The 12,273-nt window shown below is 69.5% G+C and carries 14 protein-coding genes and 1 tRNA gene; 10 read left to right on the top strand and 5 right to left on the bottom strand.

All coding sequences use genetic code 11. The annotated features are described in order from the left end of the window. Positions 1-1,137 (bottom strand): DUF222 domain-containing protein (locus ASD11_RS17800; RefSeq protein ID WP_162246483.1); only part of this gene is annotated, 1,137 nt, incomplete at its 3' end. A 165-nt stretch (positions 1,138-1,302) separates the two neighbouring features. On the opposite strand from ASD11_RS17800, the gene sepX reads away from it, so the two are divergent. The 4 genes from sepX to ASD11_RS12515 all read left to right on the top strand — a co-directional run bounded on the left by sepX (position 1,303) and on the right by ASD11_RS12515 (position 3,830). Continuing rightward, complete coding sequence (gene sepX / locus ASD11_RS12530; RefSeq protein WP_056287596.1) at positions 1,303-2,142, top strand: divisome protein SepX/GlpR; 840 nt, start codon at positions 1,303-1,305, stop codon at positions 2,140-2,142. 44 nt (positions 2,143-2,186) lie between these two features. After that, positions 2,187-2,259: transfer RNA gene (locus tag ASD11_RS12525), tRNA-Ala, on the top strand. Positions 2,260-2,535: 276 nt separating this feature from the next. Next, the gene (locus ASD11_RS12520) at positions 2,536-3,204 is read left to right on the top strand and encodes a hypothetical protein (RefSeq protein WP_056287595.1); all 669 of its coding nucleotides are present in this window, start codon (positions 2,536-2,538) and stop codon (positions 3,202-3,204) included. Positions 3,205-3,278: 74 nt separating this feature from the next. Then, on the top strand, positions 3,279-3,830 hold the full coding sequence (locus tag ASD11_RS12515; protein ID WP_056287593.1) for a hypothetical protein: 552 nt from the start codon (positions 3,279-3,281) through the stop codon (positions 3,828-3,830). Positions 3,831-3,902: 72 nt separating this feature from the next. Here ASD11_RS12515 and ASD11_RS12510 read toward each other — a convergent pair whose 3' ends face one another. From ASD11_RS12510 to ASD11_RS12495, 4 genes are all read right to left on the bottom strand, one after another. Continuing rightward, positions 3,903-5,498, bottom strand: coding sequence for a pilus assembly protein TadG-related protein (locus ASD11_RS12510; protein ID WP_056287592.1), 1,596 nt, complete (start codon positions 5,496-5,498; stop codon positions 3,903-3,905). Next, positions 5,495-5,965, bottom strand: coding sequence for a TadE/TadG family type IV pilus assembly protein (locus ASD11_RS12505; RefSeq protein WP_056287590.1), 471 nt, complete (start codon positions 5,963-5,965; stop codon positions 5,495-5,497). The genes ASD11_RS12510 and ASD11_RS12505 overlap by 4 nt, the downstream gene beginning before the upstream one ends. A gap of 157 nt (positions 5,966-6,122) precedes the next feature. Then, positions 6,123-7,079 carry a DUF4349 domain-containing protein gene (locus ASD11_RS12500; protein WP_056287588.1) on the bottom strand — a complete coding sequence of 319 codons (957 nt, stop codon included), beginning with the start codon at positions 7,077-7,079 and terminating at the stop codon, positions 6,123-6,125. Beyond that, a complete protein-coding gene (locus ASD11_RS12495; RefSeq protein ID WP_056288869.1) occupies positions 7,076-7,624 on the bottom strand; it encodes an RNA polymerase sigma factor in 549 nt (182 codons plus the stop codon). The genes ASD11_RS12500 and ASD11_RS12495 overlap by 4 nt, the downstream gene beginning before the upstream one ends. Positions 7,625-7,717: 93 nt before the next feature. On the opposite strand from ASD11_RS12495, the gene ASD11_RS12490 reads away from it, so the two are divergent. The 6 genes from ASD11_RS12490 (at position 7,718) to ASD11_RS12470 (ending at position 12,263) form a co-directional block, all read left to right on the top strand. After that, positions 7,718-8,221: a hypothetical protein gene (locus ASD11_RS12490; protein WP_156464709.1), complete on the top strand. Its 504-nt coding sequence runs from the start codon at positions 7,718-7,720 to the stop codon at positions 8,219-8,221. A gap of 102 nt (positions 8,222-8,323) precedes the next feature. Beyond that, positions 8,324-8,473 (top strand): Flp family type IVb pilin, encoded by a 150-nt coding sequence (locus ASD11_RS18190; protein WP_156464708.1) that lies wholly within the window; start codon positions 8,324-8,326, stop codon positions 8,471-8,473. A 157-nt stretch (positions 8,474-8,630) separates the two neighbouring features. After that, complete coding sequence (locus tag ASD11_RS12485) at positions 8,631-8,813, top strand: Flp family type IVb pilin (protein WP_056287585.1); 183 nt, start codon at positions 8,631-8,633, stop codon at positions 8,811-8,813. Between the two features lie 173 nt (positions 8,814-8,986). Continuing rightward, positions 8,987-9,682, top strand: a complete 696-nt coding sequence (cpaB, locus tag ASD11_RS12480) for a Flp pilus assembly protein CpaB (RefSeq protein WP_056287583.1) — start codon at positions 8,987-8,989, stop codon at positions 9,680-9,682. Next, on the top strand, positions 9,679-10,881 hold the full coding sequence (locus tag ASD11_RS12475; protein ID WP_056287581.1) for an AAA family ATPase: 1,203 nt from the start codon (positions 9,679-9,681) through the stop codon (positions 10,879-10,881). Before cpaB ends, ASD11_RS12475 begins: the two co-directional genes overlap by 4 nt. Further along, positions 10,878-12,263, top strand: a complete 1,386-nt coding sequence (locus ASD11_RS12470; protein WP_056287579.1) for a CpaF family protein — start codon at positions 10,878-10,880, stop codon at positions 12,261-12,263. The genes ASD11_RS12475 and ASD11_RS12470 overlap by 4 nt, the downstream gene beginning before the upstream one ends. Positions 12,264-12,273 lie beyond the last annotated feature (10 nt).

Here is a 12,273-nt window from a genome sequence, read left to right as displayed (position 1 = left end):
GGAGTAGGGGGTGAGGTGGTGTGCTTCGGTCCACTCGGGTGGTCGGTCGCAGGTGGGGAACGAACAGCCGCCGTCCCTGTTGGCGAGGGCGATGCGCTGATACTTCGTGAAGTACCTCTTGGACTGTCCGTAGTCGAGGGGAAGTGGCTTTCCGTCGAGGACCATCGGGATGATCCCGACCCTGCAGGCCAACTTGCGGGCCTGGGTGGCGCTCAGTCTTGTGCCGTCGCTCAGCGTGGCTGGTGCGATCCCGTCGATCAGGGTCTGGTGCTCGAGCGTGACGACGACCTGGGCTCCGACTTCGCCGTTGGAGGGCAGCTCCTCGACGGGGAGGTGGGAGCAGAGGTCGGTGAACGCCCGTCCCATGCGGTGGGCGGGGTCGCCCTGGTCCTCGGGCACCGGTCCCAAGGTGGCGTCAGGGTCGGAGAGGTGCGCCCGGGACGGTGCGGCGAGGGCCTCCAGGGCTGTGCGGAGCATGACGGCCTCGGCTTCGGGGACCTCGCCGCGGTATCCGTGCATGCCGTTCTTCTTGTCCCACATCACGAACGACGCGTTCCGGCGCGCGGCCTGCTCTCGCGAGACGAGCAGGTCGTTCTCGTGGGCGTCGACGTCGGGCTTGGCCGCGTAGACGTCCATCAGTCGGTCGGTGCGCCGTCGCAGGTCCCGGATGGTCAACCGTTCAGCGTCCTTGAGCAAGGTCCGTTCGGCCAGGTCGCGCTGCGTCTCGGTGACCTCACCAGGGAGCTTGTCCAGGCCGTTCGCGATGACGGAGGACTGCTCGAACGTCACCTCACCCCGGGCCAGCGCGTCCTGGGCGTGAGTGGTCTTGGCCAGCTTCGCCGCCGTCTTGACCAACCGGTGCCCGGCCGCCTCGTCGCCACCGAAGTCCCGCGCCAACAGATTGCCCGTCGACGTCGCACCAGCCCTCCGGGCCGTCCCCGCGGACTCCAACGCCCGAGCCGCCGCCATCTCCTGCGCCGAGATCCGCGCCTTCGCCCGGGCCAGCTCGGCCGACAACCGCCGCACCTCACCCGGCTCCAGACCCGACCACGCATCCAACGCCATCCGGTCCAACCCCGCATGCAGCACCGAGACACCAGCCACCAACGGGTGGGAGTCGATCGGTTGAGCGGTCATGGAACCAATATAGACCAGGTGTTCGAATAAGATCAAGGGGTTCTGCACAGAACTGCGGGAGAAGAAGGTCGAGACCTCATCCGCCCCACCGGCCCCATGAGGATTCATACGACACACGGCGCGACCTCCGGCCGATCACGTCCTGCAGGACCTACCGTTTCTCTCGTGACTGCCAACGGACTCATCGTCGCGTTCGTCGTCGCCCTGTGGGCGGCGTACTTCGTGCCGCTCGTCCTGCGCCGTTACGACGAGGCGAGCAAGACGCACTCCCTGGAGTCGCTCAGCTCCCTCAGCCGGGTCATCACGCGTCGCACCCGCGCGGTCGACGAGCCCGAGAGCCAGGTCGCAGCTCCCTCCCCGGCTCCGGTCCCCACCGATGCGCCGGCCCCCGTGCGGGCCTCGGCTCGTCTGGCGGCCCGTCGCCGTCGTCGCACCCTCCTCACCCTGCTCGCCGGCCTGCTCCTCGTGGCGGGCCTCGTGGGGTTCAAGATCATCGCGCCCGTGTGGCTCGGCGTCCCTGTCGCGCTCGTCGCGGCGTGGCTCGTGGCGTGCCGTGTCCAGGTGCGCGGCGAGCTGGGTCTCTCCGCTCCTCGCTCCACCCGGACGGCCACGACCACGTCCAAGCAGACCGGGGTCGCGCGGACGACCGACCCCGCCAACGAGGACACCATCATCGTCTCCGGCCAGTTCGAGGAGGTGGACCCCGGGCGTGCCCACGTCATGGAGCAGGTCCCGCTCGAGGCCGACGCGCTCGACGAGCAGATCGTGATCGCGGTCCCGTCCGTGGCCACCACCGGCGAGGCGCTGTGGGACCCGCTCCCGGTCACCGTCCCCACCTACGTCACCAAGCCGCGAGTGGGTCGCACGGTGCGCACGATCGACTTCGCGGCCGCCGGCACCTGGACCTCGGGCCACGTCGAGGGTGAGGACGTGGAGATGCCGGGCCAGAAGCACAGCGACACCCAGCAGGGCTCCGACGACCAGAGGCGCGCCTCCGGCCAGTGAGCCACCTGCGCCGCCCCGGTGATAACCTCGGTGGTGCATCTCGCGGGGCATTGGCGCAGTTGGTAGCGCGCCTCGTTCGCATCGAGGAGGTCAGGAGTTCGAATCTCCTATGCTCCACTCGCAGATGATGACGGCCCCCGACCCCTGGTCTGGGGCCGTCGCTGTGTCTGCGGGGCCGTCGTCATCTGCGAATCACGTGTGGTGATTCGGGGAGGGAGCGAGCTCTGCGAGCGGACGGAGTCTCCTGTGCTCCACTCGCAGATCACGAAGGCCCCCTGACGAAGGTCGGGGGGGGTTGTCGCTGTTCCCTTCGCTCCGGTCGCGGATCGGCCCGGCCCCTGGCAGCCTGGCGGGACGGCATCCATGGCGGCTGTCGCTCGCGAAGGAGTCATCATGGCCAAGCACGTCGACCCTGCTCACGATCCCGACCGCGAGGTCGTGGCCGATGACTCCACCCAGCGGTTCGACGCCGACCGCGACCGCGACCACGCGCTGCGGCGCGACGACGACCGTGACCGTCTCGCGGTCAGCGACGCCCACGCGCGCGACAAGTTCGGTGGCCTGAACCCCGGCGCGGCCTTCTTCGGCTGGATCGTCGCGGTGGGCGTGGCCATCCTGCTGGCCGGCATCGTGGGCGCGGTCCTCGCAGCCGTCGGCTCGTCCGTCGAGGTGACGCAGTCCGACGCCGAGCGCCGGGCCGGCACCATCGGCCTGTCCACGGCCGTCGTGCTGCTGATCATCCTCGCTCTCGCGTACTACGCCGGTGGCTACGTGGCCGGCCGGATGTCGCGCTTCGACGGGGCGCGCCAGGGCCTCGGCGTGTGGTTCCTCGGGCTCGTCGTCACGATCGTCGCGATCGTCCTCGGCGCTGTCTTCGGTGACAAGTACAACGTGCTGGAGCGGGTCGACCTGCCACGCGTCCCCATCTCCAGCGACGACCTCAGCAGTGGCGCGCTCGCCGCCGGCGCCGCCGTCGTGGTCGTCACGCTGCTCGCAGCGATCCTGGGCGGCCTGCTCGGCCACCGCTACCACAACCGGGTCGACAGGGCCGTCCGCGCCTGATCCGTCCCGGCGACCCGATTCGGCGGGGTCGGTGGGGGTACCTCCGGGGAGTCCCCCAACGACAGGAGCACTCCATGACGCGCAACACCACCTCCCGCTCGCTGCACGACCTCGGACTCGCCGCGTGGTTCGGAGGCACGCTGGCCAACGCCGTGGCCCTGAACCCGGCTGCCGCCCAGGCTGGGTCCGCCGGCGACAAGGGCGCCGTGGCCAACGCCGGCTGGGACCGCTGGACCCCCGTGAACGCGGCTGCCATCGGCGCGCACGTCGTCGGCAGCCTCGGCCAGCTCCGCGGCAACGCCGGCCGGATCAAGGGCCAGAAGAGGGTCCCCTCCATGGTCGTGGCCAAGACGGCGCTCACGGCTGCCGCTCTCGGCGTGACGGCGTACAGCCGCTCGCTCGGGAAGGTCGTGGACTCCCAGAACAACGTCCCGGTGGCCTCCGGCACCGAGCCCACTGCGGCCACCCCACCGGACGTCGCTGCGGCGCAGAAGAAGCTCGCCGCCCTCCAGTGGGCCGTTCCGGCCCTGACCGGTGCACTCGTCGTCGTCAGCTCGTTCGCGGGCGAGCAGGAGCGGGCCTCGGAGGTCCACCAGGGCCTGCTCAAGAAGGTCCTGCCCGCCTGATCCTCAGGCGACAGCGAGGCCCCCGGTCGCTTCTGACCGGGGGCCTCGCCTTCTCTCCTGAGGGAGACCCTTCTAGCTGCCGAGCTTGACGCCGTTGCAGGACGGCCGGCCCAGCATCGTCACGTCCATGGTGCCGAGCTTGATGCCGAACATGCCCAGGAGCGGTGTCAGGAGGCTGCCGAGCGCCGCGTTGAGGACGCCCAGGATCGGGTTGACGACGGTTCCGACCAGTCCGCCCAGGCCGAGCAGGCTCGACGGGTCGACCTTGACGTCCAGGCCGAGCGTGCTGCCGAACGTGTACATGGGCGGCGGCGGCTGGCTGTCCGGCGAGGAGAACGTGAAGACGTGCGAGCTGGACGTGGCGGCCACGCCACCGGTGAGCTTGAGCCCCAGCTGGATGAACAGGAGCGTGACGATGTTGAGCTCGGCCGAGCCGACGCCGCCGTAGCCCTGGAGGTCCGCGACCGACGTGAGTGCGTTGATCGTGGCCGTCGGGCTCGACGCCGCGCAGTCGATGGCTGTGAGCGTCGCGGTTCCCTGGGCGACCCGGATGCCCATCGACACGTCGGCAGCCCGCGCGAGCGTCCCGATCCCCAGTCCCGTCTTGAGGTCGACCCGGACCTGGGCCGTCTTGGCCTGGGTGCCCACCTTGCCGCAGGCGATCACCGGCGGCTCGATGATCGTGACGTTCGCGTTGGCGAGGCTGATGTTCGCCACGGAGATCCCGAGGTCGGAGATCTTGACGGCGTTCATCCCGTTGGCGACCTGCACGACCCCGCCGATGACGGCGACACCCAGGAGGTCCAGGGCGTCGACGCTCGCCGTGAGGGCCGAGCTCCCGGTCGTGTCGAGCTTGAGCATCCGCGGCAGGTTCACGACGACGTTGGTGGCGATCTGCACGGCCACGGACTCGAGCAGCGTGGCCTGCGCCGTGTTCCCCTGCCGACGTAGGACGGCGGCCTCGGCGACCATGAGCTGGCGGAGCTGGACGGTGGTGGTGTCGAGGAGGCCATGGCCGGTGCCGGCCTTGAGCTCGGCGTCGAGGTCGAGCAGAGGCACGAAGCGCCCCTTGAGGTCGACGAGCCCCGAGTAGCCCACGACGCTGAGGTTGGCACCGAGGATCCGGTTGAGGATGGGACCCAGGGCGCTCTCGGCGGTGTTCAGCACGATGGCTCTCGTCCCGGCCGAGAAGCACAGGGCCGGGTCGGCGCGCGTGCCGATCGAGAAGCGCGACGCGGCGCCGCTGCTGGTGCCGATCACGGGCGCGAACTGGTAGTCCACCGTGGTCCGCGCGGTGATCTTGACCGCGTTGCAGGCCCCGCTGGTGGAGGCGACGAACTTCTTCGTGGTGGCGTCGATGTGCCCGGGCGTGATGACCAGCGGATCCATGCTGCCGATCCGCTTGGTCTGGCGCGCGAAGCTCTGGTTGGCCTGGGTGGAGAGCTTCGTCGCGTTGCAGGAGGGGAGCACGCGGGCCGTGTCGAGGGCGACGGCGTCCGCGACGGCCTGCATGTCGCGAGCTGCGACGCGGCCGGTGCCGAGGTCGACGGCGAAGGCGGTGAAGCCCAGCACGATCGTCACAATCAGTGCCGTCATGGGCAGGATCGTGCCCGACTCGTCGCCGTTGTCCGGCCGGAATCGCCAGCGACGGCCTGGCCGCCGCGTCATGAGTTGACCTCGACCGTGGTGTTGAAGCTCAGCGTGCTCGGCAACGTGATGCCGAGGCCGGGGAAGGACGGCATCAGAGGGTTGTTCCGGTACGAGTAGCTGATCGCCACCGTGGCGCACCGCGACGCGCTGCTGCTGCCGGCGCAGGCGGACGTGGTGGTGGGGACCGTGCACGTCCCGACGGCCGAGCCGTTGCGCGTGAGGCCGCCGCCACTCGTGCAGGTCACGCCGTACGACGTGAGCGCCCGGTTGACGGCCGCGATGGCGTCCGTCCGGGTCGCGGTCGAGCCGCTCGGCGCGGTCGCGTAGACCCGAGCGCCTTCGGCGGCCGCCTGGCTGATGCTCTGGCGGAAGCTCAGCATGTAGCCGTAGCTGATGACGGCGAAGACCAGGGCGATGAAGATGGGCGCGATGAGCGCGAACTCCACCGCCGCCGCACCGCCCTCACGGTGACGTCGGCTGTTCATGACAACTCTCCCTCTGCTGTCGAGCTCGGTCCCGCACTCCTCCGGGACCGCGCAGAAAGTCGCGTTCCGCCACCGGTCTCCCCACCGGTCACGGGACTTTCTACCCTGTCAGGGTAAGGCCCGTCCCGATCAGCGTCACTGGCCCTTTCGGACTAGATCACCTGCGGCGCCAGCGGCGAGCGGCGCCCCAGAGCGCGCCTCCGCCGGCGGCGACGACCAGCCAGGGGAGCACGAAGCCGAGGGCGAGGACGAGACCTCCCACCACGCCCACGAGCGCGTTCCAGCCGTCGACGAGTCCGCTGGCGAACCCCTCGTCGGACGGAGCCTGCGCCGAGGCGCGCGTGGCCAGGTCGACCTGGATCGTCGAGAGCCCGATGCTGTCGGCCAGGGCGAGGCGCTCTGCCTGGAGGGACTCGAGATCGGCCTGGCGCCGGGAGAGGGCCTGTTCGGCGGACAACAGGTCCGAGCTCTTGTCGGCGGCGGACATGATCGCCTGGAGCCGGTCGACCGAGATCTGCAGGGCCTCGATCCTGGCATCGAGGTCGCGACGCTCGGCACCGACGTCCTCCCGTCGGACGGAGACGTCGTCGACACGACCCAGCCGCGCCACCTCGTCGGCTGCGGCGTCGACCCGGTCCCTCGGGACGCGGAGCGTCAACGACGCGGACGCCGAGGTGCCCGAGCCGGAGCGGGACTGGCCGTCGATCCGGCCGCCGTTCCTGACGAGCCAGCGGTTGAGGGCCCGGACGGTGCGGTCGGTGTCGCCGACGGTGGCCCGGATGCTCCCGGTGACCACGACGTCCCGGTCGCCCGCGGCGTCGGGGTCGGGCTCCTCGGTGGTCCGGCGCAGCTCGTTCGTGCCGCTGCCACCGGCATCGGCGCTCGAGTCGGCGGTCGCTCCCCGGGTGCTGGACGTCGTGAGGTCGCTCGAGGTCGTGGTGGGGTCCGCGAGCTGCACGCCGACGCCACCGACCACCACGACGAGGCAGGCCGCGAGACCGCCACCGGCCAGGCGCCGCACCCGGCGGCCGCGTCGACGGACCTCCAGGTCGACGGCGCCCTCCACGTAGGTGCGCATCTTCGCGATCCGCTGGTCGTCCAGGTCCGGTGTCATGACAGCTCCCTCATGGCGCGCAGGTCGGCACGCAGTCGTTGGCGCAGACGGGACAGGCGGTTGCGCACGGCGGCCTGGGTGACGCCCAGCTCACGCGCCGCCTGGTCGTAGGAACGGCCCTCCTCGAGGCACAGCTCGTAGAGCCGCCGATCCGTGCTCGACAGCTGACCGACCGCCTTCTCGATCTCCTGCCGGACGAGCGCCGCCTCGACGGTGGCCTCCACGTCGTGGTCGGCGGGCGAGGTGTCGTCGAGCGGGATCGTGCTGCGGTCCGGCCGGGACCGGCGGCGGACCTGGTTCATGGCCAGGTTCCGGGCCGTCACCATGAGCCACGGCAGCACGGAGGCATCGACCACGTGGACCGTGCGGATCCGGCGCCAGGCGGTGACGAACACCTCCTGCGTGACCTCCTCGCTGAGGTCGGCGTCGCCGAGGCGACCGTAGGCCTGCCAGTAGACGGCGCGGACGTGGCGCGTGTACAGCGCGGCGAAGGCTCCTCGCTCGCCGGCCTGGGCTCGTTCGAGCAGCGCTGCGTCGTCGTCCATGGCGAGCTCCTGCGTCGTGGTCACACCCGTCCATGTCCGGGGTGGCGAAAGCGTCTCACGGGCGCTCGACCCCCGTCCGCCTACGATCGGAGCATGAGGAGAGCCGTGGGGGTGCTGGTGGCGGCCACGCTGGTCGCGGGCCTGTCCGGCTGTGGCACGGACGACGTCTCGGTGGGGCCCACCCGGCTCTCCGACGCGCAGCTGCCGGACGCCGCGTCGGTCCGCACCGTCCGGCCCGACGTCTCGCGCACCACGTGGGCGGCGATGCACCTGTCCACCCATGAGCGGGCCCTCGACGCCTGCGACGGGCCGGTCGCGGTCGACATCGGCCCGGGCCGCCCCACCCTCGTCGTCGAGCACGACTACTGCGGGGGCAAGGAGTGGATCGCCCCCCTGCGGCGCGGAGACGTCGTGCAGCTCGACGGTGTGGGCGTGCGTCCCGGTCTCTACCGGGTCACGGGCCGCACGATGCTCACGCGCGGAAAGGCTCGGGTGAGGGACCTGCCGCCCGGGCAGCTCGTCCTGCAGACCTGCGTCAGCCCGACGAAGCAGGTCGAGGTCTCCGCCGTCATGGTGCAGGACGCCGTCGCGTCCTGAGAGGACCCGGGACCATCCGGGACCGTCCCGGGACGGTTTGCCCGGAACCAGTGACCGATCAGCGTTCCCGGTCTACTCTCGAGGTGGGAGAGGGAGACTGCCATGAGGGAACTTCTGAAGCGCCAGCGCGTCGAGACCGGCGCGAGCGCTGTCGAGTACGGCTTGCTGATTGCTTTCGTTGCAGCAATTATCGCCGGTTCTGTCGCTGTGCTGGGGGCACTGCTCCCTGGTCTCTACACCGTCCCGTTCTAGTCCGATGGTGTGAGCCAGGCCACACCGAGTAGTCACGAATAACTAGACAAAGATAGCCCGTAACTTCTATGGCCCGGGGGTCGTTGTACCCCGTACGTTTTTCCCAGGGAGTCGTCACCACCCGGTGACGAGGAAACATTCACTGAGGGAGAAAATCATGTTCAACCACGCTATCGCTTTCGTTCTGGCCACGCTCGCCCCGAAGAACGACGAGAAGGGCGCCACCGCCGTCGAGTACGGCCTGCTGGTCGCGCTCATCGCCGCCGTCATCGTCGCCATCGTCGCCACGCTCGGCGGCCAGGTCCAGGCCGGCTTCGCCACGGTCAGCGGCGCGCTCTGATCACAGCCTCACGCCGACCTCGGTCGGACTGAGACTCGAGGCGCGGCGGGCCACCGGCCCGTCGCGCCTCACCTCTTCCCGAAGCCTCTGAGTGCTTCGGGACCCCGCTGCCCGGGAGAGCAGCGGTTCGCGACAGGCCATGTCGCAGCTTCACATCTCACAGGGAGAAGATCGTGAACAAGCAAGTCCTGGCCATCGTCGGAGCAGCAGTGCTCGCACTGCTCGGCTTCGCCGCCGTGGTCATCTATGCAAAGGGCGCTGACGACCGCGCGCTCGAGGGCACCGAGACCGTCACGGTCCTGCGTGTCACTCAGGAAGTACCCATGAAGACCCCCGTCGAGGAGCTCGGCGCCAGCGTCGAGTCGGCGAAGGTCCCCAAGGCGGCCGTGGTGGACGGGGCTCTCACGAGTCTCGACAGCGTGGCCGGCCAGGTGACGAGCACGACGCTCGTCCCGGGCGACCAGATCACGTCGCTCAAGTTCGCCGAGTCCGGGAAGGTCAAGGGCGACCTCACGGTGCCCAAGGGCATGCAGACGCTCACGATCCCGCTCACGAGCGAGCGCTGGCTGGGCGGGACGCTCAAGCCCGGCGACAAGGTTGGCGTCATGGCCAGCTACGGCAGTGGCAACGGCGGCGTGACCGGCAACCCGATCAAGAGCCTCCTCGTCATCAAGGTGGCGGCCAACGAGGTCGTCGACGGAGGCGGGGGCGACAACGCGACCTCGCAGCTGACCGTGGCCGCCAAGACGCTGGACGCCGAGAAGATCGTCCACGCGCTCGAGTTCGGCAAGGTCTGGCTGACCCTGCAGAACGCCGACTCCGACACCGACGGCGGGAAGACGATCACCCAGAAGGACGTGACTCCATGAGCATCGCACTCATCATGGGCGGGACCGAGGAGCAGGCCAAGCGCGTGGAGGCCGTGATCGGTCACCAGACGGTGGCGCTCGGAGCCGAGTCCATCGCGACGGAGACGTCGAACTTCATGCGGGGCCTCGACCCCTCTGTCATCCCCGACGCGATCATCCTGGCCTCGACGGTCCCCATGCCGGCCGCCTTCGCGCTGGCAGGGGAGGTGTCGAAGGCCCGACCTGACGTCGACATCGTCATGATTGCGGCCACGGAGAAGGAAGTGATGCTCGAGGCCATGCGCTCCGGCATCCGCGACGTGGCCGCCAGCATCGACGACCCGCAGATGCTGGCCGGTCTGCGTGACCGGTTGAACCTGAGGACGGCGTCGGGGACGTCTGCTCCGGCAGCGGCCGCGGCCGTCAAGGCGCCGGCGCCGATCGACTTCACCTGCCGGACGATGACGGTGGTCTCGCCCAAGGGTGGGGTGGGCAAGACCAGCATCTCCACCAACCTCGCCGTGGCGCTGGCCCAGCAGTCGCCCATGGAGGTCGTGCTGGTGGACCTGGACCTCCAGTTCGGCGACGTGGCGACGGTCCTGGACCTCAAGCCGTCGCACACCCTGGAGGACGCGTTCAGCTCGTCGGGTCGCGACAACCTCCTGCTGAAGACGTACCTCACCGTTCACTCGGCGGGCTTCTTCGTCCTGTGCGGAGCGGAGTCGCCGGCAGCCAACGACAGCGTGACGGCCGACCAGGTCACCGCGCTCATCCGCCAGCTGCAGGAGCAGTTCCGCTACGTGGTCATCGACACCGCGGCGGGGATCGACGACGCCACGCTCGGTGCTCTGGAGGCGACGGACGACGTCGTGCTCGTCTCGACGATGGACATCGCCTGCCTGCGCAGCGTGCGCAAGGAGGTCGAGCTCCTCACCGAGCTGGACCTGCTGCCCACCTCGCGCCACGTGGTCCTCAACTTCGCGGACAAGCAGTCGGGACTCCGCGTCAAGGACGTCGAGGCCATGCTCGGGGCTCCCGTGGACTTCGCGATCCCGCGCGCCAAGGAGGTTCCCGTGGCGGCCAACAAGGGCATCCCGGTCCTGGTGGACTCCAGGTCCGGCAGCTACGTGAAGTCCATCAAGGCGCTCGCCAAGAAGATCTACGACCGCGCTCGGGCTGCCGAGGGCCGCCAGGGTCACAAGCGTCTGGAAGTGGCATGAAGCTCAGCGAGCGCCTCGGCGCGGTGCGTGAGGCCAGCACCTTCAGCCAGCCCGCCGGAGAGTCGACCGAGACGGACCAGGACCTGGCCGTCGCGGGAGCCTTGGGCGACGCCTACGCCCAGATGAAGGCGCGCGCGTCGGAGTCGCTCTTCGAGCGTCTCGGCTCGCGCCTCAACGATCCCAACCTCACCGAGGACCAGCTGCACGTCTTCGTCCGGGAGGAGCTCTCGGCGGTCATCGAGGCCGACCAGACGCTGCTGCTCTCGTCGGAGGAACGACGCAGGCTCAGCAAGGACGTCGAGGACGACGTCATCGGGCTCGGGCCGCTCGAGCGCATGCTCGAGGACGACACCATCACCGAGATCATGGTGAACCGGTTCGACCAGGTGTACGTGGAGCGCAAGGGCAAGCTCACGCTGTCGTCGTCGCGCTTCACCTCCGAGGAGCACCTGCGCCGCATCATCGATCGCATCGTGAGCCAGGTGGGTCGGCGCGTCGACGAGTCGTCGCCCCTGGTGGACGCGCGACTGGCTGACGGCTCGCGTGTCAACGCGGTCATCCCGCCGCTCTCGGTGGACGGCTCCTCGCTCACGATCCGAAAGTTCAGCAAGGACCCGTTCAAGGTCAGCGACCTCATCGCCTTCGGGTCGATGAGCGAGCAGATGGCGCACCTCCTGCACGCCTGCGTGCAGGCGCGCCTCAACATCCTGGTGAGCGGTGGTACCGGCACAGGAAAGACGACCCTGCTCAACGTGCTCTCGGGGTTCATCCCCTCGAACGAGCGCATCGTGACGATCGAGGACGCGGTGGAGCTCAACCTCCAGCAGCCTCACGTGGTGCGGCTGGAGAGTCGGCCGCCCAACATCGAGGGATCGGGCGAGATCAAGATCCGCGACCTCGTGCGCAACTCGCTCCGCATGCGGCCCGACCGCATCGTGGTGGGGGAGTGCCGTGGCGGCGAGGCGCTCGACATGCTCCAGGCCATGAACACCGGCCACGACGGCTCCATCTCGACGCTGCACGCCAACTCGCCGCGCGACTGCATGTCGCGTCTCGAGACCCTGGTGCTGATGGCGGGCATGGACCTGCCGCTGCGAGCCATCCGCGAGCAGGCATCGTCGGCCGTGGACCTCATCGTCCAGATCCAGCGACTGCGGGACGGATCGCGACGCGTCGTGAACGTCACCGAGGTCATGGGCATGGAGGGCGACACCGTCGTCCTCCAGGACATCTTCACCTTCGACTTCGCCGCAGGGGTGGACGAGCACGGCAAGTTCCGTGGTCACGCGATCCCGACGGGCATCCGTCCTCGGTTCAGCGAGCGCTTCGAGGACCACGGCATCAAGTTCGACCTGGACAACCTCGTCAAGAAGGCGGGCTGATCACGATGCT

Origin of the sequence: Aeromicrobium sp. Root495 (genome assembly GCF_001426755.1) — a bacterium.
Lineage (GTDB): Bacteria > Actinomycetota > Actinomycetes > Propionibacteriales > Nocardioidaceae > Aeromicrobium.
This window is presented reverse-complemented; position numbering and strand designations above follow the sequence as displayed.